This is a genomic window from Sinomonas humi, from assembly GCF_000802235.1.
Lineage (GTDB): Bacteria > Actinomycetota > Actinomycetes > Actinomycetales > Micrococcaceae > Sinomonas > Sinomonas humi.
Window position 1 is genome coordinate 41,524 of the sequence record NZ_JTDL01000098.1, and the last position, 19,805, is coordinate 61,328.

The window sequence follows — 19,805 nt, forward strand, 5'->3', positions numbered from 1 at the left end:
TCCCTTGTTCGGAACCGTTGGGTCTTTCTGAACCAGTCTTACCACCGGAGGAGCGCGGCCGCCGCCTCGCCGTTCTCGAGCGCGCCCTTCGGGAACAGGACCGTGTCCGCCTTCGTGAGTACGGCGGCGCGCAGGAGCGCTGCGGATGCGTCCACGTTGCCGAGCACGGGCGCGCCGAGGGACTCGGACTCGTCGGTGGCGATCCACGGCTCGGCTCCCAGCGCAAGGAGGGTGCGCCCTTCAGCGACCTCCGGCGAGAGGAGCAGCGTGTCGACGCGTGCCTGCTGGAGCGCTCTGAGGGTCTCGGTCCAGTCACCGGCCGCGACGCTCCCGAGTCCTCCGACGAGCCGCTCGAGTATCTCGTGCTGTCGCCGGGCAGCGACGCCGGCGACGACGGCGTCGACCTCCTCCTCGAAACGCTCCCGATCCGCGCCTGCGGCTGAGGAGTTCATGTCCACGGTCTGAGCGAGGGCAGCAGCACGCTCGCTCAGTGCGTCGAGCACCATCTGCCGTGCGCGTTCGTCGCCGGAGATGACGACCAGCTGCACGTCCCCCTCCTCGACGATCCTGTTGATCTCCGCCGCGACATCGGCACCGTTGCGGCGCCAGATCTCCTCCGTGCGGTGTTGGTACTTCCCTTGCGACCAGCCACCTACGGGCACCTTCCGCAGGTTCTCGGTCTCGCCCGTCATCTCCTGCTGGTCCAGCGGCCCCCGCGCAGAGGCGCGGTAGCGGCCGATCTTCGCCTCGGCGCGCTCGACCTCGACCACGAGGTATTCGAGGTCCGAACCGCGCACCGCGGCGAGCGGCAGCAGATTCGGGATCGCGCCGCATTCGACGACGGGCTGCGTCGGCGCGCCCGGGAGGACTTCGTCCACCACAGCTTCGCCGTCGCGGATGAGCACGAAACGCGAGACCGGGCCCGCGGCGCCTTTCGCGGACCAGACCAGCTGGCCCGCGGCTTTCGCATCCTCGGGACTCGCACCGGCGTCGGCGAGCTGACGGGCAAGGTTGTCACCCAACACCTCAGTCGCCTCGAGGCTGGTGACGGTTCCGGTACTCACGTTCGCGTGAATGGTGCACCAGGGGCCATTCTCACGGAGGGCTTCGGCGAAGTCCCTGAGGGCATGCATGTGGTTCCTCCTCGACTCGATTCCAACTCGATTCGGTCGGCTCAGTACGCCCTACCCGCCTCCGGGGATTTCACTCGGGATTTGTGCGGGGAAGGCCGGGAATGTGGCAACAGCGTCAGCTGGTGGGTTTTTCGATCGAGAAGTCCCCGCCCGGGAACACCACGGACTCGTGCCCGTCATCGAAGCGGACCACGTAGGGCGGATCCCCGTTGGTTCCCTTGACTTCGACGATCTCCCCATGCCGGTCCTTGGAGTCCACCGTCCGGCCGTGGATGATGATGCGGTCTCCCTGCACAGCGTTCATCGCGGATCACCTCCTAGCCCCGAGGGTACGTAGCGGCATCGCCGGACGGAAGGGTCCATGAAGGCCTCTCCCAACCTGCGGGAACCCACCAACGAGGCCGCTTCCGCGGCCGACCCTCTTGCGCACCGTGCCCGCCCACGGATAGGAGTGGTGGATGGACACCGAGACGACTGAGGGCCCCTCTGAGTTCTGGAACGGCTTCTACAGCGAGCGTGAGCGCGTCTGGAGCGGCAAGCCCAACGCCGCGCTCGTGCGGGAGGTCGAGACCGTTGCCCCTGCGCGGGCCCTTGACCTCGGGTGCGGCGAGGGTGCCGACGCGATCTGGCTCGCCGCTCGCGGCTGGACGGTCACGGCGGTGGATGTCTCCGCCGTCGCGCTCTCCCGCGCGCGGCAGCACGCCGAAGACGCGGGCGTCACGAACCGGGTCCAATGGCTCGAACGCGACCTGGGCGAGTGGGAGCCGGAGGGCGAATACGACCTGGTCTCGGCCCAGTTCCTGCACTCGCCGATCGAGCTGCCGCGCGACCGGATCCTTCGCCGTGCCGCGGCTGCCGTCGCGCCGGGTGGCCTCCTGCTCGTGGTCGGACACACCGCCTTCCCGCCGTGGGGCCGCCACCGCCACGCGGACGAGGCAGAGCTTCCGACGGCGGAGGAGCTCGCCATGAGCCTCGGGCTGCGGGCTGGCGGGTGGGAGGTCGAGGCCACGACGTCGGAGGGCCGGGAAGTCTCGGGGCCGGAGGGCCAGACGGCGGTCATGACCGATGCCGTGCTCAGGGCCTGGCGCCTCGCGGCGGACTGAAGCGCGCGAAACCAGGACTAATCTCGAAAGGGCAGAACTGACCCCTTCCTTTCGAGGTGAACAAGCGTGACAGTGGCGACAGCGGTGGCGTCGGCAGCGGTATTCGTGTGGCTCGGGATGGTGCTCGCGATCTCGTTCCTCGAGGCGCCGCTCAAGTTCCGGGCGCCCGGCATCACGATCGAGCTCGGCGTCGGGATCGGCCGCCTCGTGTTCCGCGCGCTCAACACCGCCGAATGCGTCCTTGCCGCCGTCGTCGTCGTGTGCCTCGTCGCCTTGGGCGGATCGACGCCGGCCGCGGCGGTCGTGCTCATGGCGATTCTCGTCGTCGTGCTCGTGCTCGACGTCGCCGTGCTGCGCCCGCGGATGGACCGCCGCTACACGAGCGGAAACGTCAGCGACGCGATGCCGCGCCACAGCCTGCACCTCTGGTACGTGGGGCTTGAACTCGTCAAGGTCGCCTCGCTCGTCATCCTCGGGATCTCCGCGCTCACCCACCTGCCCGCATGACGGCACGCGCCCAGGCGACGACGCTCGCGGACCTCATCGAGGCCGCCACCCGGCTTGCGTCCGGGAAGCGGCGCACCATCCTCGGCATCACGGGGGCGCCGGGCGCCGGGAAGTCGACGCTCGGCGAAGGGATCGTCGAGGCGCTCGGCCCGGAGCGGGCGGTGCTCGTGCCCATGGACGGCTTTCACCTCGCCGATGCAGTCTTGGCCGCCCGCGGTCTCCGCGACGTCAAGGGCGCGATCCACACTTTCGACGACGCCGGCTACGCCGCCCTCCTCGAACGCATCCGCCACCCGCGCCCGGGCGAGATCGTCTACGCCCCGCGCTTCGACCGGAACCTCGAGGAGCCGATCGCCGGAAGCATCGAGGTGCGCCCCGACGTCCCGCTCGTGGTCACCGAGGGGAACTACCTCCTGGCGGACGACGGCGCGTGGCCCCGCGTGCGCGCCTGCCTCACCGAGTGCTGGTTCCTCGAGCCCGCGCCAGACGTGCGCCGGGAGCGCCTCATTGCGCGACACGTCGCCTTCGGCAAGAGCCCTGAGGCCGCGCGGGCGTGGGCCCTCGGCACGGACGAGGCGAATGCCGCGCTCATCGCGGCGACGGCCGAGCGCGCGGACAGGGTGCTGCGGATCGCGGAGGGGTAGGCGGCGTTCGCGTCAGCCAGCCGTCGCCATGCTCAAGAGGGCGGCTTCGATGCCCGCCGGCGAGAGCACGTGCTGGGAGACCAGCTGACTCGCGCCCATGACGGCGGCACGCTCGCCTGCGCGGGAGAGAACGATGCGCAGATTCGTCGTGGCGAGCGGTGGCGAACGGCGGTAGACGACCTCCCGCACACCCGCCATGATGTGCTCTCCGGCGGCGGCCATCGAGCCGCCGATCACGATCACGCTCGGGTTGAGCAGGTTCACGCACGTCGCGAGCACCTCGCCGATGTCCCGTCCGGCCTGCCGCAGGGACTGGATCGCGGCGCTGTTGCCGTGCGACGCGAGCTCGACGACGGTGGCGCCGTTCGGTGCGTCGACGCCTTGCTCGGCGAGGGAGTGCGCGACGGCGTCCCCCGAGGCGAGGGCCTCGAGGCAGCCGACGTTCCCGCAACGGCATACGACGCCGTCGCCCCGCGCGACGCGCACGTGGCCGAGGTCCCCCGCGGTGCCGTCGGCGCCGCGCTGGAGGTGGCCACTGCTGATGATGCCGGAGCCGATGCCGGTGGCGAGCTTGATGAACAGGAGGTCGTCGACGTCGGGCCAGAAGCCTGCCCGCTCGCCGAGTGCCATGATGTTGACGTCGTTGTCCACGAGAACAGGGACACGGAGGGACTGCTGGACGAAGCCGACCACGTCGAACCCGTCCCACCCCGGCATGATCGGTGGCTTCACCGGCCGGCCTGTGGCGTGCTCGACCGGGCCGGGGAGCCCGATGCCAACGCCCGCGAGCAGGCTCTCCGGGTGGTGAGTCGCAGCGAGCAGGCGCTCGGCGGATTCGATGACGTAGCCGAGCACGGCTTCGGGGCCGGCCGCGACGGGCATCAGCTCGCGTTCCTCGGCGAGCACCTCGCCGTTCAGATCGGTGAGGGCAACCCGGACATGGCTCGCCCCGACGTCGACGGCGAGCACGGTGCGGGCCTCCGCGTGGAACGCGAAGCGGGACGGCGGGCGGCCACCGCTCGAGCTGGCCTCACCGACGGACACGACGAGGCCCGAACTGAGCAGGAGGTCGACCTTGCCGGCGACTGTGGAGCGCGCGAGGCCCGTCGTCGTCGCGAGCTCCGCCCGCGTCCACGCTTTCCCGTCACGAAGGAGCTGGAACAGGTCGCCAGCGCGGGGACCTGAGCGTCCGTCGTCTGCCATGCGCTTAGTGTGGCACAGCGACTTCGGTACGTCGACCCTTCAACTTTTGCTTGCGTACCGTCAAAAGTGCCCCTAGGCTTCAAGTGAAGTAGATCACGCCACGCTGCGCTGACCTCCGCCAACCCGAGAGGACCTGTCCCATGGCCTATTCAGTCCAGCTCTACACAGTCCGGGATGCGATCGAGAAGGATCTGCCCGGCACCATACGCCGGCTCGCAGAGATCGGCTACACCCAGGCCGAGCCGTACAAGTTCGCAGAGCGCGCCGAGGAGTTCGCCACTGCGTTCGAGGAGAACGGTATCAGCGCCCCGACCGGGCACGCCCCGCTGCTCTCTGCAGACCAGGACGAGATCTTCGCCGCCGCCAAGCGGCTCGGCATCGGCACGGTCATCGATCCGTTCGTCCCGGCCGAGAAGTGGCAGGACGCCGAGACCATCCGCGACACCGCAGCCCGACTGAACGAGGCCGCGAAGAAGGGCGCGGAGTACGGCATCCGCGTCGGCTACCACAACCACTGGTGGGAGCTCGAGTCCAAGGTCGAGGGCACGAACGCGCTCGAGTTCTTCGCTTCGCTCCTCGACCCGGAGGTCGTCCTCGAGGTCGATGCCTACTGGGTTGCAGTGGGCGGGGAGGATCCCATCGCCGTCCTCGGGAGGCTCGGCGACCGCGTCGTCGCGGTCCACCTCAAGGATGGCCCCGTCAACGAGGACCGCAAGGCCCAGCAGCCCGCGGGCCAGGGCAAGGTGGACATCTGGGGCGTCATCGCCGCTGCGAAGAACCTCGAGGTCGGCGTCGTCGAGTTCGACGACTACTCCGGCGATATCTTCGAGGGCGTCGCGGCCTCGCTGCGCTACCTCGAGGCCGGGGCGCCGACGGGCGAGGAGGCTGCGCGATGAGCCGCGGACCTGTTGGCGTCGGCCTGATCGGCGCCGGGGTGATCAGCAAGCAGTACTTGGACAACCTCACGAAGTTCCCGGATCTGAAGGTCCACGTGATCGCGGACCTGTTCCCCCAGGCTGCCGAGGCCCGCGCAGAGGAGTACGGGATCGCCGAGCATGGCGCCCCCGAACTGGCCCTGAACCACCCGGGCGTGGACATCATCGTGAACCTCACGATCCCGGCCGCGCACGTCGAGGTCGCCACGGCCGCGGTGCGCGCCGGCAAGCACGTCTGGAGTGAGAAGCCGTTCTCGCTCGACCGCGAGAGCGGCCTCGGCCTGCTGAAGGAGGCGGACGACGCCGGGCTGCGGCTCGGGTGCGCTCCCGACACCTTCCTCGGGGCGGGCATTCAGACGGCCCTGCGCGTGATCAAGCGCGGCGACATCGGGGAGCCCCTCACCGCGCAGACCGTGTTCCAGAACCCTGGCCCCGAGTCGTGGCACCCGAACCCCGCGTTCCTGTTCCAGCGCGGGGCCGGACCGCTGTTCGACATGGGCCCGTACTACTTCACAACCCTGGTCCAGGCCTTCGGCAGCATCCGCCGGGTCGCTGCGCTCGGGTCCAAGTCAAAGGCCACGCGCGTGATCGGTTCGGGGCCGAAGGCCGGAGAGGAGTTCGAGGTCGAGGTCCCGACGCACGTCAGCGCGCTGGCCGAGTTCGAGTCTGGGGCGTCCTCGCACAGCATCTTCAGCTTCCAGTCGCCCTTCAAGCGCGTGGGCTACGTCGAGATCACCGGCACGGAGGCGACCCTGTCGGTGCCGGATCCGAACTACTTCGACGGGCCCCTCGAGATCCACCCCAACGGGTCGGACGGGTGGACGCCGATCCCCACGACCGGCCCGGCGAACGGGCGGGGCATGGGCGTTCTGGACATGGCCCGGTCCATCCGCGCAGGCGAACCCCACCGGGCCACGGGCCAGCTCGCGTACCACGTGCTGGACACCATGGTCTCGGTCTCCGAGTCGATCGACTCGGGCGCGTTCACCGACGTCGCCAGCTCCGCGCCGTCGTCCGCCCCCCTGCCCGAGGACTGGGCCCCCGAGACGGCCACCCTCGACGGGGTGCTCGCATGAGCGCACCCGGCCTCCCCGGGCGGGAAGCGACGCCGCGGCCCCTCGGGGTCGCGGCCATCGGGTATGCGTTCATGGGCAAGGCGCACTCGCAGGCTTGGCGGAACGTGGGGGCGTACTTCGACGTCCCCGCCGTCGAGCAGCGGGTCCTCGTGGGCCGGGACCCGGAGTCCGTGGCCGAGGCCGCGGCGCGGTACGGGTGGGCGGAGTCGGCGACGGACTGGCGCGAGGTGATCGCCCGGGACGATGTGGACATCGTGGACATCTGCGCGCCCGGGTGGCTGCACGCCGAGATCGCGATCGCCGCGCTCGAGGCCGGCAAGCACGTCCTCGTGGAGAAGCCCCTCTCCAACACCCTCGCCGAGTCCGAGGCCATGGTCGCCGCCGCCCAGGATGCCCGCGCCCGCGGCGTGCAGTCCATGGTCGGGTTCAACTACCGCCGCGTCCCGGCCCTCGCGTACGCGCGCCAGCTGATCGCGGACGGCCGGCTCGGCACGGTCCGGGAGGTCCGGGCATCGTATCTGCAGGACTGGCTCGCTGATTCGGAATCGCCGATGACGTGGCGGCTGCGGAAGGAGACCGCCGGGTCCGGGGCGCTGGGGGACATCGCCTCGCACGCGATCGACCAGGTCCAGTACCTCCTCGGCGACACCGTGGCCGAGGCGTCCGGGCGGCTGCACACCTTCGTGGGCCGGCGGCCCGGCCGGGACGGCCTCGAGGACGTCACTGTCGATGACGCTGCTTGGGCGATCCTCGCGCTCTCCGGCGGTGCGATCGCCTCGGTCGAGGCCTCGCGCGTGGCGCTCGGGCGGAAGAACTCGCTCCGGATCGAGGTCTACGGGTCCGAGGGCTCGCTCGCCTTCGACCTCGAACGACTCAACGAGCTCGAGTTCCTCGACGGCACCGGGCCGGTCCAGGAGCAGGGGTTCCGGCGGATCGTCGTGACCGAACCCGAGCACCCGTACCTCGAGGCATGGTGGCCGCAGGGGCATGTGATCGGGTGGGAGCACACGTTCACCCACCAGATCCGCGACTTCCTCCTGGCGATCCGCGACGGCAACCCGCCCTCGCCCTCCCTCGAGGACGGCCTTCAGGTCCAACGAGTCCTGGCCGCGATCGAGGAATCCGCCGCCGCGAAGTCGACCACCGTCCAGCTCTAGACGTCCAGCTCTAGAACCCCCTGTTTCGGGTACGCCAACTCACCCCAAAACCCATCTCGGGTACGCCAACTCACCCGCCCGACGAGCAGGCTCTACGCTCCAGCCCACTTGTGATTTCTCAATCAGTCAGAACCGCGGCGTGTTGCGGCCGGACCCGATTTCGCTGGCCCAGAAGTGGGCTGGAGCGGATGCTGGGGGCTGAGAGCCTGCCTCACCAACCGAAGCAGGCGGCCCCAGCGTTCACCGCGTCACCGCTTCATCGCCGCCTCGGTCCGAGGAGAAGGGTGTTCGTGCAGCAGAATGTTGAGTCCCCAGCCCATCACCGTGAGAAGCACAATGGCCGCCGCCATCGTGCCCCACGCCGTGAAGCCGCGCAGGATCCCGAGGCTCACGATGAGCGTGGTCGCCCCGGCGGGAGGATGGGGCAGCTTGACGCACGAAAGTATGAGCGTCGTGACAGCCACCGACAGCGCGCCAGCAAGGACGTGGCCGAGGGTGAGACTGCCGCCGGGCGCGAACGGAAGGCCCTCGAGCCCGAACGCGAAGAACATCGCGATGCCCACCACGAGCGCAACTCCGTGCCCGACGAGCGTGTCGAGCGGTCGCGCCGCCTTGGCCTGCGGGGTCTCGAAGAACATCATGGCGGTGGGGCCCAGGCTGGGGAACAGCCAAGGCTCATGCAGCCCGAGGCCCACAATCCCCGCGACCGTGAGCACCACGAGACACAGCACTCCAGCGTAGAGCCCGGCGCCCAGCGGTCCGACCCTCTCTGTCAACCACACCAGCATCCCGGTCTCCTGTCCGCTCATCGGCTTCGTCCACCTTGGCGCTACCCCGAGCCGAGCACCCAGAATCGGCAGATCAGCTCGCGGATGGATCTCGCTTACTGACACATCGACTTAAAATGGGCCTATGCCCCGCATTCAGGCAGAATCCAACGCCGCCCAGCGCGCGCTCACTCAGCGCCGCATTCTCGACGCGTTCGGCGAACTGCTCTTCACGCGCGGCCTCCCTGGGCTGACGATGACAGACGTCGCGCGCCAAGCCGGCGTCGGCCGGACGGCGGTCTACAACTACTACGCGGATCTCGAAGAGCTCCTCATCGGCTATGCCCTCGACGAGACCGGCCGCTTCCTGAGCGATCTCAAGGATGAGCTCGGGCGCCTCGACAATCCGGTCGACCGCCTAGCCGTCTACATCCGCGCCCAGATCGAGGACCTTTCCCGCCGCCACCTCCCGCCGGGCCCTGCAATGCGGGCCGTGCTTTCGCCGTCATCGTTCGCAAAGCTCGGCGACCACGTCGGCGAGCTCCACGCGGTGCTGCGGGACATCCTCCGAGCATGCATGGACGAGGGCTACATTCCGCGGGCCGACCTCGACGAACTCGCCCAGCTCGTGCTCGGCTCGCTCGCCGCGAGTGCCGACCGCGGACGCCGGGAGGGCGACGCCGAGGCCCAGGACCCGGAACTCCGCGTGCCGGACGCGCGGCACGATCGCCACACCGAAGCCACTGTGCGCTTCATCCAGCTCGGCGTGGGGGCACGCTTCGACGAAATCGGGAGACCGGTCCGCGGCTGAGCCCGGCAGGCCTAAGGCGCCGGGGGCGCGGGCGGGGCCGGGCTCGGCGAGGCCCCGGCGCACACGAGTCCGCCGGGCGTCTGGTCCACGAGGCCCGGGTCCTTGAGGCCCGCGAAACCGGGCAGGAGGATGAGGTCCACGCTCGAGTCGCCCCGCCCGTCGGCGGTGTAGACGCTCCCCGGCACGGTCCGCTGGACCGTGAACGCCGCCCCTTCACCCGCGGCCCCCGACACGATGAGTGCGGGCGGCGCCCCATCGGCCGTGGAGTTGGCGACCTTGCCGACAACGAACTTCCGCTGTGCGAGCTGATCCGCGATGCTGCGCGCGAGACCGTCCTGGCCCGTGGCGTTGAGCACGTTGACGTGAACCGACTGCGGGGCAGCGTAGTCGAATGGACCGGCGGGGCATCCCATGGTCGGCGCGGGCGAGGCGGCCTGCGGCGAGAGGACGATCCGGCCGGTCAGAACGGCCCAGGCTCCCGTCGAGCCGCCGACGACGAGGAGCAGCAGGAGCGTGAGCATGACGCCGTGCCGGATCTTCCGCCATTTGCTCCGCTGGCGCTCCCGCTCGTCGCGTTCCGCCTCGAACTGCGAGCGCAGGTGCTCCCCGTCGATGACGTGGTGCCCGTGGTAGACGGTGAGGTCCTTGGGCTTGCGGCTCATGGCGCCCTCGGCTCAGGAATCGAGATCGAGGACGCGCGCGTGGATGGCCGTGCGCTGGTGAAGGGCCGTCCGCAGGGCGCGGTGGAGTCCGTCCTCGAGGTAGAGGACCCCTTGGTATTGGACGACGTGCGGGAAGAGGTCGCCGAAGAAGGTCGAGTCCTCGGCGAGGAGGGCCTCAAGATCCAAGGTGCGCTTGGTCGTGACGAGCTCATCGAGCCGCACGGGACGCGGCGGGAGGGCGGCCCAGTCCTTGGGCGTGTGGTACCCATGGTCCGGGTAGGGGCGCCCGTCCCCCACAGCTTTGAAGATCACGCGACTAGAGTAGGCAGGCGCTCGCCCGAGCGTCATGCCGCATGCCGCGCCCCTCAGGATTGTGGCCGAACGGTTACGGACCGCTTCGGAAAGCCAGCGGACGACGCCGATTTGTCGCCGTAGCCCGTCATCGGCGGCTTGCGCACGGGGTGCCTGAAAGAATGGGTGGCATGGACCTCCGACCCCCTTTCGCCCTCCTGCTCGATGTCGACGGCCCGATCGCGAGCCCTGTGAGCCGCTCAGTCAAGCCCGAGATCATCTCGCTCCTGCTCGAGCTCGGCGAGGCCGGAATTCCCCTTGTCTTCAATACTGGCCGCTCGGACGCTTTCATCGCGGGCCAGGTGATGGAACCGATGCTGGCCGAGGGGATGCCGTCCTCGCTCACCGTTCACGCGATCTGCGAGAAGGGCGCCACCTGGTTCTCCTTCTCCGGCGCCGCCGCGACTCCCGTCCGGGTGGACCGCGACCTCGCCGTCCCCGTCGGCTTCGCGGACGAGGTCCGGCGCCTGGTGAAGGAGAAGTACGCGGACTATATGTTCTTCGATGAGACCAAGCGGGCGATGGTCTCGGTCGAGCAGCGCGTCGACGTTCCGAACAGCGAATATCGCGCCATCCAGGAGCATTTCGACTCCGACGCGATGGCCATCATGGCGCAGCTCGGACTCGGTGCTGTGCGGTTGGACCATCACGTTCCGGGCCAAGACGACACGGTGGACTACCGCGTGGACCCGACGATCATCTCGACCGACATCGAGTCGGTCCGGCTCGGAAAGGACCTCGGGGCGAGCCGCGCGTGCGAGCTCCTGCGCCGGGACGGGATCGTGCCGCAAGCCTGGTTCACCATGGGCGATTCGCGGACCGACTACGCGATGGCCGATTGGCTCCACCACAACGACCACGAGGTCTCGCACGTAGACGTCCGCCCTGAGGACGGCGTTCCGGAGAAGCCGTACGAGATCCTCACGGCGGGCTATCTCGGCCTCGGCCCCGAGGTCATCCACGACGACGCCGGGCTCGCCTTCCTGCGCGAGTGGCGCAACGCGGTTATGGCCAATCGCTGACTCAGCGTCCCGGGAACGGCCCAGCTCGGGCTAGGGGGTCGGGGTCGCGGTAGCCGTGGGCGTAGGCGTTGCTGTCGCGGTAGGCGACGGGGTTGGTGTCGCCGTCGGGGTTGGTGACGGTGTCGCCGTTGCTGAGGTGGCCATCGACGGAGCGCCATTCAACGTCGCGGTGGGGCTCGGCGTGGGCGTAGGGGTCGCCGTGGGCGACGGCGTGGGGCTCGGCGTGGGGGTGGGGCTCGGCGTAGGCGTCGGGCTCGGCGTGTGGCTGGGGCTCGCGGACGACGACGGGCTGGCCGACGTCTGTTTCGACGTGGGTGCCGGGCCGGTAGTCGGCGCGGGGTTCGAGGCTGCCGGTGAATGGCTGGGCGTAGGGGCCGCCGCTGGCCCCGGAGCGGTCGGTGCGGGTGCCGGCGCCTTCTGGATCGTCTCTCCCGGGGCTGGCTCGTCGAGGGTCGTGGGAACGCTCCAGTTCTGGTTCGCCGGGGTCTGACCGCTCTTGGGCGTGTAGTCGGTGAGGGTGAGATTCGTGACCGGATCTGTCTGCTTGATCGGGATATACGTCCACTTCATGGGGTCCTCGTAGACGCCGCTGAGGTGGGTCTCGAAGTGGAGGTGCGGGCCTGTAGCGCTGCCCGTGTGGCCCACGAGACCGACGACCTGACTCGGCTGAACCGAGTCCCCAGCCTTCACGGCGCACGCGTGCATGTGGTTGTAGGTGGTCACGAGACCGTTGCCGTGGTTGACTTCGACGCGGTTCCCACCACCCCAGGGGTGCCAACCCGCGGCCTGGACAACTCCGGCGTCGGCAGCGTAGACGCGCGTGCCCTCCGCGGCCGCGAAGTCCTGGCCCCAGTGGAACTCGCCCGGCTGCCCGGTCAGGGGGTTGATCCGATAGCCGAAGGGCGAGGTAGGCACAAGGGTTTCGAGCGGAGCGTACAGTTGCCCCTTCGCAGGCCGAGGAAGGTCTGCCGAGGCGACCATGACTGTTCCCGAGTGATTGCCGGCGGGGATCGAACTGACCGCAGAACGGTCGAAGGTGAGGGTCGCGTTCGGGTCAGCGCGCACGACGTCCGAGCTACCGGAATCGGCGAACGCCGCGTTCGCGCCGCAGACCGCGCAGGCTATCGGTATAAGTAGCCCGACGAAGCCTCGACGACCGATCTGACGCCCTGCACCGCTTTGCTGCTCCACGTGACTCCCCAATCAGTCATGCGTTTTTCGGCATGATCTATCCAAGTAATTCGCGCCGAATGGCTCCATTGTCAGTTAGACAGAGCGATCCCGCTAGACATTGACAGAGTCACACAGCGCTTCGACAGCTTGTCAAGAAAACGGGAGCAGTGAGAGCAGATCCGCGCCAATCGAGGATCAGAAATGGACTGGCGCTACGCACAAGGCTCGGGTGTTCACCGCAACCGCTTGGGCGCTCGGGCCGCTTATGTGCACTCGAGCCGCTCGTGGGCGCTCGCGCCGCTTATGCGCGGCGGGGCAGCCGCGCATAAGCGGGGCAGCCGCGCATAAGCGGGAAAGCCGCGCAGGTGGAAAGGCCGAGGGCTCGGCCTCCGGGAGAGACGAAAGGGACGAAAATGGCCCCGGAATCGAACCGATCCCGGGGCCACAACGGCGGAGGATGGGGGATTTGAACCCCCGAGGGCGTGAACCCAACACGCGTTCCAGGCGTGCGCCATAGGCCGCTAGGCGAATCCTCCAGATTGCCCCACGCACAGCCGCGCCCCTTCGGGCACCCTGTGCAGAGCAGACTCTAGAGTACCCGAGGTTGGCGGAAGCTGGCGAATCGGCGGGTGCGAGACCTGTGGACTGCGAGACTGTCCAGATGGAGGAGTTCGACTGCCTTGTCGTCTACGTCCCGACTGCCGACGCCGACGGCCTCCGAAGCGCGATCGCAGACGCCGGAGCGGGCCGGCTTGGCAACTACGCGGCGTGCAGCTTCAGCGTCGAAGGGATCGGGCGCTTCACTCCCCTCGACGGGGCGCAGCCGACGATCGGGGCGGTCGGCGAGCCGGAACAGGTTCCCGAGACGCGGATCGAGGCGATCTACCCTCGGCGAGAGCGCAACGCCGTCGTCCGGGCGCTCATCGCGGCGCACCCCTACGAGACGCCGGCTTTCATGACCTTCCCGGTGGACATCAGCCTCCCGCCGGAAGCCTGACCGCGAAACACGCCCCGCCTTCCGGCGCCCTCCCGGCCGCGAGTTCCCCGCCGAGCCGGCCCGCGAGGCGCTGCGCGATCGAGAGCCCAAGCCCCGTCCCCACCGGCCGCTCCCCCTGGTAACGCGAATGCAGCGCGCCCCGTTCGAAGGCGTGGGCCAGGTCGTCCTCGCTCAGGCCGGGGCCGCCGTCGCGCACTTCGAGGACGACGCCGGCGCCCTCCCAGCGTCCGGCAAGCACCACGGGCGCTCCGACGGGAGCGACTCGCAGGGCGTTCTCGACAAGGCCGTCGAGGAGCTGCCGCAGGCGGCGAGCGTCCGTCACGACGGGAAGCGGCGCGGGAACCTCAGCGCGCAAGACCACCCCCGCTGTTTCCGCGACAGCCCGCCACGCCTCGACAACCGCAGGCAGAATGGCGGCGGCGTCGACGGGCTGCAGGTCCACCCTGAAGTCGTCGGCCTCGAGCCGCGCGAGCTCGAGCAGGTCGCTCACGAAGTGGTCGAGTCTGCCGGCCTCGGCGCCGAGCGTCTGCCCCACGCGAGGGATGTCCTCGGCCGGGATCATCTCATCCGCGAGCGCCTCGGCGTAGCCCCTAAGGGCCGTGAGCGGCGTCCGCATCTCGTGCGAGACCGAGAGCAGGAATTCGCGCTGCCGGCCCTCGCTCGCGGTCAGCGAGGCATCCAGTGCTCCGAGCGCGTGGGCGACCTGCTCGACCTCAGCCGGCCCGCCGCCGTCGACCGCCACCCCCCGTTCCCCGCCGGCGAGCTGCCGTGCAGCGCCGGCGACGTGAACAAGCGGGCGCGCTACCCAGCTCGCGACGAGCGCGCCCCCCGCAACCGCGCAAGCGAAGCCTATTAGCAGGGCCCAGAGGAGGCGGGCGACCAGGGGGCCCGCGGCCTGGTTCACGGCCGAGACCGGCTCGACGAGCGCAAGCCCGCCACCACCTGAGAGCGGCCGCGCCTCGACGACCACCGGCGTCCCGCTCACGGTCTCGGTCTGCGAGAAGGACCCGCCGGAGAGGACCTTGGAAACAGCGGCCCGGCTCACGTACTTGCGGCCCGCCCCGCTCACGGTGCCGTCCGGGCTCACAAGTGCGATGCGCCCCGCCTCACCGACGGCGAGTTCGCGGAGGGAGGCGAGGTTGGTCACGGACCCGGAAACGCTGAGTGCTTGCGCTTGGCGAGCGAGGCTTGCGCGAGCTTGGTCGACGGCGGCCGAGCGGATGAGCTGCGCGCCGACGAGCCCTGCGACGAGCGTCGCCACCGCGGCTACGGCGGCCGTCACGAGAGTCACTCGCGCGTAGAGCGAGCGCAGCCACTTCCTCATGGCGCGTTCCTCACGTCCCAGCGCCGCCTTCTGCCGAGGCGCTGTAGCCGACGCCGCGCGTCGTCCTGAGCGGGCTCGCGTCGCCGAGCTTCGCGCGGACCTGCGCCACGTGGACGTCGACGGTACGGCCGCCGCCGTAGTCCGCCTGGCCCCACACGGCCGAGAGGAGCTGCTCGCGGCTGAACACGCGCCCCGGCTGGCTCATGAGGTGGGCGAGCAGGTCGAATTCGAGTGCCGTGAGCTGCACCGCGCGCCCGTCGGCCTCCGCGGTGCGCCGGCCGAGATCCAGCCGGATGCGGCCCACGGCAAGGACGCGCGGCGCCTGAGGACCGGCCGCGCGCCGGAGCACGCTGCGGACGCGCGCGACCAGCTCGCGGGGCGAGAAGGGCTTGGTGAGGTAGTCGTCCGCACCGAGTTCGAGGCCGAGGACCCGGTCCACCTCGTCGTCGCGGGCGGTCACGAAGATCACGGGCGTCCAGTCGTCCTCTTCGCGCAGCCGCCGGCAGATCTCGACGCCGTCGATCCCCGGCAGCCCCACGTCCAGGACGATCGCGACCGGCCGCAGCTGCCGAATCCGCGAAAGCGCGGCAGCTCCGTCCCGCTCGACGTGCACGCCGAAGCCGGCGCGAGCCAGGTAGAGGCGTTCGAGGTCAGCAATCGCATGCTCGTCCTCGACCACGAGCACAAGCCCGCGCCCCTCGCCGGAGTTGTCCACGCCACCATTCAAGCGCACGACGACGGCCGCCGGCCCGGGCGGGCGAGGCGTCCCGGAGACTTTACATTCCTCGAACAAAGCCCGAACAGTGTCCTTGTGATGCCCGGCGAACATGGGTCTGTAGCCCGGAGAACCGTGCCGGGCAGTCGCTCAGAAAGGAACGTCATGGACCTCAGGACGACCGAGAGGCCGTGGGACGCCCCGAAGCCGAAGCGCTCTGGGCGCTGGATGGCGGGCGCAGCCTCCGCGCTCGCCGCTGCCCTCCTCGCCGGTGGCGGCATCGCCGTCGCCGTGGAGGCTCACCAGGGGCCGGCGGCCGGCACTGCCAGCGCCACTCAGCCTGCCGATGACTCGCTCGCAAGCCTCACCTCGCTCGACGGCCTGGGAGCGGACGTCACCGCCCAGCCCGCCGCCGTCGTCGCCCCCGCGGCGAACGCGACGCCGGCGCCGTCGTCGGCCACCGCGAAGCACCCCGCGCGGGCGGCGCTGCGGCGGGTGCTCGCCGTCATCATCCGGCAGGACGGCACGGCTCAGTACGGCCAGAACGCGCAGAAGGCTGCGCGAGCCGCCGTCAACCGCTTCCCGGCCGCCTTCCGGCACCTGCCCGCCAAGATGCAGCAGGACCTCTGGACCCTCGCGGGCGCGCCGGCTGGCCAGGAAGTCTCGGACGCGCAGAACGTCAAGAACAACGCGCTCAACGGCACCTACGGCGCGGCCGTGCAGAAGCTCGCCCAGGCCATTCAGAAGGCACCGGCTCAGAAAGCACCGGCGAAGACTCCGAAGCCGAGCGCGGCGCCGAGCACTCCGAGCCCGAGCGCTCCGGCGACGAACGCCCCCTCCCCGAGCGCGACGACCGGGAGCTGACGAGCCGATTCGAGGCGCCCGTGGAACTCCGCTAAGATGGAGCCCAGCCCCTCATGTGGCGTCATCCTGCTGAACTCCCCCAGGACCGGAAGGTAGCAAGGGTAGGTGGGCTCTGGCGGGTGCATGAGGGGCCTTTTCGTACCTGTGGATAACCCGCTTCGGGTGTCGGTCCAGATTGGTAGGGTTTTCTCCGTGAGTTCTCCGACTGCCCTCTATCGCCGGTATCGGCCGGACACGTTCCAAGACGTGATCGGGCAGGAGCACGTCACCGAGCCGCTCATGACCGCGCTCCGGAAGGATCGGGTCAACCACGCCTACCTCTTCTCCGGTCCTCGCGGCTGCGGCAAGACGACCTCGGCCCGCATCCTCGCCCGTTGCCTCAATTGCGAGAAGGGCCCGACTCCCGAACCGTGCGGCGTCTGCCCCAGCTGTGTGGAACTCGCGCGGGGTGGTTCAGGCTCGCTCGATGTCATCGAGATCGACGCCGCGAGCCACGGGGGCGTGGACGACGCGCGGGACCTCCGCGAGCGGGCGACGTTCGCCCCTGTGCGCGACCGCTACAAGATCTTCATCATCGACGAGGCCCACATGGTCACGTCGGCTGGCTTCAACGCGCTGCTCAAGATCGTGGAGGAGCCGCCGGAGCACATCAAGTTCATCTTCGCGACCACTGAGCCGGACAAGGTCATCGGCACGATCCGCTCGCGGACGCACCACTATCCGTTCCGGCTCGTGCCGCCTGAGCCGCTCATGGCCTACCTCGAGAAGCTCTGCGCCGAGGAGCATGTGGCAGTCGAGCCGGGCGTGCTTTCGCTCGTGGTCCGGGCCGGCGGAGGGTCTGTCCGCGACTCGCTCTCGGTGCTCGATCAGCTCATGGCGGGCGCGGGCGAGAGCGGGATCAATTATGAACTCGCCGTCGCCCTTCTCGGGTACACGCATGCCGCGCTCTTGGACGACGTTGTGGACGCCGTCTCGGCGGGAGATTCCGGAACCGTGTTCCGGGCCGTGGATCGTGTCATCCAGACCGGCCACGACCCGCGACGGTTCGTTGAGGACCTCCTTGAGCGGTTCCGCGACCTCATCATCGTCCAGGCGCTCCCCGAAGCCGCCGAGGCGATTCTCCGCGGCGTCCCGGCCGACCAGCTCGCCCGCATGCGGACTCAAGCCCAATCGCTCGGGGCGGCGGAGCTCTCGCGGGCCGCGGACATCACGAACGCGGCGTTCAACGAGATGACCGGTGCGACCTCTCCCCGCCTCCATCTCGAGCTGCTCTGCGCACGGCTCATGCTCCCGGGCGCCGACAGCGATCAGGGCCTGGCTGCCCGGCTTGATCGGCTCGAGCGGCGGCTCTCCTTCGAGCACGGGGCTGCGAGCGCCGCGTCCGACGCCGGCGCGAACCGCGGAGCAGCCCCCGCCGGGGAGCCAACCGCTGCTGCACCGGTTGAGGCGTCCGCGCCCGCGAAGCCAACTCTCGCCTCCCCAGAGCCTGCGCCTGCTAAGGAGCGCGGGCCCGAGCCGTTGGCTGTCTCGGAGCCGTTGGTTGTCTCGGAGCCCGCGTCCGTCTCTGAACCGGAGCCGGCCGCGCCGCCCCACCCGGTCAAGGCCGAGCCGGAGCCGGCCGCGCCGATGGCAGAGCCGGCGCAGCGCGCCGAGGTTCCGCAGCGCGCCGAGGTTCCGCAGCGCGCCGAGGTTCCGCAGCACGTCCGGACCCCGCAGCCCCGTCAAGCCAGTTCGGAACCGCGCCCACAGACCGGAGCGACAAGTGGTGGTTCGGGCAGCGTTGAAATGTTCCGGCGTGCGTGGCCCGAGGTCTTGGAAGCGCTCACTGCGATCAAGCGCCTGACGTGGATTCTCGTGAGCCAGAACGCCAACGTGGCAGGGTTCGACGGTCGGACGCTCACCCTCGCCTTCGCCAATTCGGGGTCCGCCAACTCATTCTCACGCGGCGACCACCCCGACAATGTGCGACGCGCCGTGCAGCAGGTTCTTGGCGTGGATGTCCAGATCGACGCCACGACCGGCGGAAACGGTCCTGTTCCCGCAGCTGCGAGGGGAGCTGAGCCTGGCCCAAAAGCACCGGCTGATAGTCCCAGGGAATCCCACGCGCCCGAAACAGTTCGCGTACCCGAAACTCGTCGTACCGACCCGTCGACTGCGCCTGCGGCCCAAACTGCGCATGCTGCACCCACTGCGCAACCAACAGCGCGCCCGACTTCGCCCGCCGAACCTGTCACCCCGCCGGCCCCTACGGCCGCCGATATAGCTTGGGGCCTAGCCCCGGCTCCGGCTTCAACAGTTGGCGTACCCGAAACGAACCCGGCCCGGACAGTTGGCGTACCCGAAACGAACCCGCCCCGCACAGTTGGCGTACCCGAAACGAACCCGCCCCGCACAGTTGGCGTACCCGAAACGAACCCGCCCCGCACAGTTGGCGTACCCGAAACGAACCCGGGGGAGCGGAACGACCAAGGGCCGCAGCGGCCGGAATCCGGCCCCTCCGCGTCCAATCAAGCGTCCGAGACCGGTCAAGTCTCCGCCTCCGCCCAACCGTCAGCCTCCGCGGCCACCCAACCGTCAGCTTCCGTCCAACCGCCCGCGCCGGCTGAAGCGTCCGTGCCTGCTGAAGCGTCGGCGGCGACTGAAGCGTCGGCGGCAACTGAAGCGCCCGCGCCGGCTGAAGCGTCCGCGTCCGCTCAAGCCTCCGACGACCCCTACGCTGACATCCCTTATGACGACGAAGAGCCAGCAGCCGAGTGGGACGAGCCGCTGCCGGAAGAGTCGCTCCCCGAGGACGATGGCCGTCGTCGTCCGTCCAGCCCGCGGGAGACCCCACCTGCCGCGGCAGCCGCAGGCGAGCGGGGCCGTGATCCCTGGGCGTACGCGAGGGAGTCATCCCCCGGAGTCTGGGCGGTGGGCAGCGAGCCGAACACCGGCGCCGCCTCGCACGAGGCGACGCCCTCGGCGCAGCGCGAGGTCCCGCCGTCGTACGCTCCCGCGGCCGCGCAGCCGCCAGCGGCCCCTCGGCCCGCCCCGGCTCAGGCGCCCCAACCCTCCCAGCCGGCGGCCTCACCGGACGACGCCGGGCAGAACCTGAGCATGTACCAGCGGCTTTCGCGGCGAGCGGCGCAACAGGCACAGGAGCAGGCCAAGGCGCAGACGGCGAATGTCCAGACGAAGCCGGTCATGGAAGACATCCCGAGTGCGGACGACGAGACGGTCGAAGCGTCCGGCCTGTTCGGTCGCGCCGCGGTCGAGCGGATTCTCGGCGGGAAGCTCCTCGAAGAGCGATCGCTTGACGGCTCTGTCCTCCCGCCGCGCTAGCGCCCGCGCTCAGGCGCGACCCGGAGGCGGTAGCGTAGTG

General features: G+C 69.8%; 20 protein-coding genes, 1 tRNA gene and 1 other RNA gene. 12 read left to right on the plus strand and 10 right to left on the minus strand.

Annotated features, from left to right (window positions below; all coding sequences use genetic code 11):
- Positions 1-38 precede the first annotated feature (38 nt).
- Positions 39-1,133: a baeRF2 domain-containing protein gene (locus LK10_RS08620; RefSeq protein WP_043122442.1), complete on the minus strand. Its 1,095-nt coding sequence runs from the start codon at positions 1,131-1,133 to the stop codon at positions 39-41.
- A gap of 115 nt (positions 1,134-1,248) precedes the next feature.
- The gene (locus LK10_RS08625) at positions 1,249-1,437 is read right to left on the minus strand and encodes a DUF1918 domain-containing protein (RefSeq protein WP_043122444.1); all 189 of its coding nucleotides are present in this window, start codon (positions 1,435-1,437) and stop codon (positions 1,249-1,251) included.
- Positions 1,438-1,591: 154 nt separating this feature from the next.
- On the opposite strand from LK10_RS08625, the gene LK10_RS08630 reads away from it, so the two are divergent.
- The 3 genes from LK10_RS08630 to LK10_RS08640 all read left to right on the plus strand — a co-directional run bounded on the left by LK10_RS08630 (position 1,592) and on the right by LK10_RS08640 (position 3,387).
- A complete protein-coding gene (locus LK10_RS08630) occupies positions 1,592-2,236 on the plus strand; it encodes an SAM-dependent methyltransferase (protein WP_043122446.1) in 645 nt (214 codons plus the stop codon).
- Positions 2,237-2,302: 66 nt separating this feature from the next.
- Positions 2,303-2,743, plus strand: a complete 441-nt coding sequence (locus tag LK10_RS08635) for a hypothetical protein (protein WP_043122449.1) — start codon at positions 2,303-2,305, stop codon at positions 2,741-2,743.
- Positions 2,740-3,387 (plus strand): nucleoside/nucleotide kinase family protein, encoded by a 648-nt coding sequence (locus LK10_RS08640; RefSeq protein WP_043122452.1) that lies wholly within the window; start codon positions 2,740-2,742, stop codon positions 3,385-3,387. The genes LK10_RS08635 and LK10_RS08640 overlap by 4 nt, the downstream gene beginning before the upstream one ends.
- 12 nt (positions 3,388-3,399) lie before the next feature.
- Here LK10_RS08640 and LK10_RS08645 read toward each other — a convergent pair whose 3' ends face one another.
- Positions 3,400-4,590 (minus strand): ROK family transcriptional regulator, encoded by a 1,191-nt coding sequence (locus LK10_RS08645; RefSeq protein WP_043122455.1) that lies wholly within the window; start codon positions 4,588-4,590, stop codon positions 3,400-3,402.
- 140 nt (positions 4,591-4,730) lie between these two features.
- Here LK10_RS08645 and LK10_RS08650 point away from each other — a divergent pair, with 140 nt between their 5' ends.
- From LK10_RS08650 to LK10_RS08660, 3 genes are read left to right on the plus strand one after another with little or no spacing between them, the layout of a single operon-like run.
- Entirely contained in the window at positions 4,731-5,486 is a 756-nt protein-coding gene (locus LK10_RS08650) for a sugar phosphate isomerase/epimerase family protein (RefSeq protein WP_043122457.1), read from the plus strand.
- Positions 5,483-6,601, plus strand: a complete 1,119-nt coding sequence (locus LK10_RS08655; RefSeq protein ID WP_043122458.1) for a Gfo/Idh/MocA family protein — start codon at positions 5,483-5,485, stop codon at positions 6,599-6,601. The genes LK10_RS08650 and LK10_RS08655 overlap by 4 nt, the downstream gene beginning before the upstream one ends.
- The gene (locus LK10_RS08660; protein WP_043122459.1) at positions 6,598-7,758 is read left to right on the plus strand and encodes a Gfo/Idh/MocA family protein; all 1,161 of its coding nucleotides are present in this window, start codon (positions 6,598-6,600) and stop codon (positions 7,756-7,758) included. The genes LK10_RS08655 and LK10_RS08660 overlap by 4 nt, the downstream gene beginning before the upstream one ends.
- Positions 7,759-8,006: 248 nt before the next feature.
- Here LK10_RS08660 and LK10_RS08665 read toward each other — a convergent pair whose 3' ends face one another.
- Complete coding sequence (locus LK10_RS08665) at positions 8,007-8,567, minus strand: HPP family protein (protein ID WP_231567691.1); 561 nt, start codon at positions 8,565-8,567, stop codon at positions 8,007-8,009.
- Between the two features lie 103 nt (positions 8,568-8,670).
- Between LK10_RS08665 and LK10_RS08670 the strand changes: the two genes are divergently transcribed.
- Entirely contained in the window at positions 8,671-9,336 is a 666-nt protein-coding gene (locus LK10_RS08670; RefSeq protein WP_043122460.1) for a TetR/AcrR family transcriptional regulator, read from the plus strand.
- A gap of 11 nt (positions 9,337-9,347) precedes the next feature.
- On the opposite strand, the gene LK10_RS08675 is transcribed toward LK10_RS08670, so the two are convergent.
- Positions 9,348-9,998 carry a LytR C-terminal domain-containing protein gene (locus tag LK10_RS08675; RefSeq protein WP_052207118.1) on the minus strand — a complete coding sequence of 217 codons (651 nt, stop codon included), beginning with the start codon at positions 9,996-9,998 and terminating at the stop codon, positions 9,348-9,350.
- Between the two features lie 12 nt (positions 9,999-10,010).
- Positions 10,011-10,310, minus strand: coding sequence for a type II toxin-antitoxin system VapB family antitoxin (locus tag LK10_RS08680; RefSeq protein ID WP_043122642.1), 300 nt, complete (start codon positions 10,308-10,310; stop codon positions 10,011-10,013).
- A 170-nt stretch (positions 10,311-10,480) separates the two neighbouring features.
- On the opposite strand from LK10_RS08680, the gene LK10_RS08685 reads away from it, so the two are divergent.
- Entirely contained in the window at positions 10,481-11,371 is an 891-nt protein-coding gene (locus LK10_RS08685) for a Cof-type HAD-IIB family hydrolase (protein WP_231567692.1), read from the plus strand.
- A gap of 30 nt (positions 11,372-11,401) precedes the next feature.
- Here the strand turns inward: LK10_RS08685 and LK10_RS21820 are convergent, their stop codons facing one another.
- The gene (locus tag LK10_RS21820) at positions 11,402-12,562 is read right to left on the minus strand and encodes a M23 family metallopeptidase (protein ID WP_156144100.1); all 1,161 of its coding nucleotides are present in this window, start codon (positions 12,560-12,562) and stop codon (positions 11,402-11,404) included.
- Between the two features lie 433 nt (positions 12,563-12,995).
- Positions 12,996-13,080, minus strand: a tRNA-Ser gene (locus LK10_RS08695).
- Positions 13,081-13,205: 125 nt separating this feature from the next.
- Between LK10_RS08695 and LK10_RS08700 the strand changes: the two genes are divergently transcribed.
- Positions 13,206-13,541 carry a hypothetical protein gene (locus tag LK10_RS08700; RefSeq protein WP_043122644.1) on the plus strand — a complete coding sequence of 112 codons (336 nt, stop codon included), beginning with the start codon at positions 13,206-13,208 and terminating at the stop codon, positions 13,539-13,541.
- On the opposite strand, the gene LK10_RS08705 is transcribed toward LK10_RS08700, so the two are convergent.
- Both LK10_RS08705 and LK10_RS08710 read right to left on the minus strand, forming a co-directional pair.
- Positions 13,519-14,865 (minus strand): sensor histidine kinase, encoded by a 1,347-nt coding sequence (locus LK10_RS08705; protein WP_043122464.1) that lies wholly within the window; start codon positions 14,863-14,865, stop codon positions 13,519-13,521. The genes LK10_RS08700 and LK10_RS08705 overlap by 23 nt on opposite strands.
- A 10-nt stretch (positions 14,866-14,875) precedes the next feature.
- Positions 14,876-15,580 carry a response regulator transcription factor gene (locus tag LK10_RS08710; protein ID WP_043122466.1) on the minus strand — a complete coding sequence of 235 codons (705 nt, stop codon included), beginning with the start codon at positions 15,578-15,580 and terminating at the stop codon, positions 14,876-14,878.
- Between the two features lie 165 nt (positions 15,581-15,745).
- Here LK10_RS08710 and LK10_RS08715 point away from each other — a divergent pair, with 165 nt between their 5' ends.
- The 3 genes from LK10_RS08715 to LK10_RS08720 all read left to right on the plus strand — a co-directional run bounded on the left by LK10_RS08715 (position 15,746) and on the right by LK10_RS08720 (position 19,765).
- A complete protein-coding gene (locus LK10_RS08715) occupies positions 15,746-16,444 on the plus strand; it encodes a hypothetical protein (protein WP_043122469.1) in 699 nt (232 codons plus the stop codon).
- 43 nt (positions 16,445-16,487) lie between these two features.
- Positions 16,488-16,582: signal recognition particle sRNA small type (gene ffs / locus LK10_RS21265), an RNA gene on the plus strand.
- A 54-nt stretch (positions 16,583-16,636) separates the two neighbouring features.
- Positions 16,637-19,765, plus strand: coding sequence for a DNA polymerase III subunit gamma and tau (locus tag LK10_RS08720; RefSeq protein ID WP_043122646.1), 3,129 nt, complete (start codon positions 16,637-16,639; stop codon positions 19,763-19,765).
- The last annotated feature ends 40 nt before the right edge of the window (positions 19,766-19,805 follow it).

Bases quoted from the DNA above. Each gene is read 5' to 3' on its own strand.
- LK10_RS08620 (WP_043122442.1), bottom strand. From the start codon at position 1,133: ATGCATGCCCTCAGGGACTTCGCCGAAGCCCTCCGTGAGAATGGCCCC.
- LK10_RS08625 (WP_043122444.1), bottom strand. From the start codon at position 1,437: ATGAACGCTGTGCAGGGAGACCGCATCATCATCCACGGCCGGACGGTG.
- LK10_RS08630 (WP_043122446.1), top strand. From the start codon at position 1,592: ATGGACACCGAGACGACTGAGGGCCCCTCTGAGTTCTGGAACGGCTTC.
- LK10_RS08640 (WP_043122452.1), top strand. From the start codon at position 2,740: ATGACGGCACGCGCCCAGGCGACGACGCTCGCGGACCTCATCGAGGCC.
- LK10_RS08645 (WP_043122455.1), bottom strand. From the start codon at position 4,590: ATGGCAGACGACGGACGCTCAGGTCCCCGCGCTGGCGACCTGTTCCAG.
- LK10_RS08650 (WP_043122457.1), top strand. From the start codon at position 4,731: ATGGCCTATTCAGTCCAGCTCTACACAGTCCGGGATGCGATCGAGAAG.
- LK10_RS08655 (WP_043122458.1), top strand. From the start codon at position 5,483: ATGAGCCGCGGACCTGTTGGCGTCGGCCTGATCGGCGCCGGGGTGATC.
- LK10_RS08660 (WP_043122459.1), top strand. From the start codon at position 6,598: ATGAGCGCACCCGGCCTCCCCGGGCGGGAAGCGACGCCGCGGCCCCTC.
- LK10_RS08665 (WP_231567691.1), bottom strand. From the start codon at position 8,567: ATGAGCGGACAGGAGACCGGGATGCTGGTGTGGTTGACAGAGAGGGTC.
- LK10_RS08670 (WP_043122460.1), top strand. From the start codon at position 8,671: ATGCCCCGCATTCAGGCAGAATCCAACGCCGCCCAGCGCGCGCTCACT.
- LK10_RS08675 (WP_052207118.1), bottom strand. From the start codon at position 9,998: ATGAGCCGCAAGCCCAAGGACCTCACCGTCTACCACGGGCACCACGTC.
- LK10_RS08685 (WP_231567692.1), top strand. From the start codon at position 10,481: ATGGACCTCCGACCCCCTTTCGCCCTCCTGCTCGATGTCGACGGCCCG.
- LK10_RS08700 (WP_043122644.1), top strand. From the start codon at position 13,206: ATGGAGGAGTTCGACTGCCTTGTCGTCTACGTCCCGACTGCCGACGCC.
- LK10_RS08705 (WP_043122464.1), bottom strand. From the start codon at position 14,865: ATGAGGAAGTGGCTGCGCTCGCTCTACGCGCGAGTGACTCTCGTGACG.
- LK10_RS08715 (WP_043122469.1), top strand. From the start codon at position 15,746: ATGGACCTCAGGACGACCGAGAGGCCGTGGGACGCCCCGAAGCCGAAG.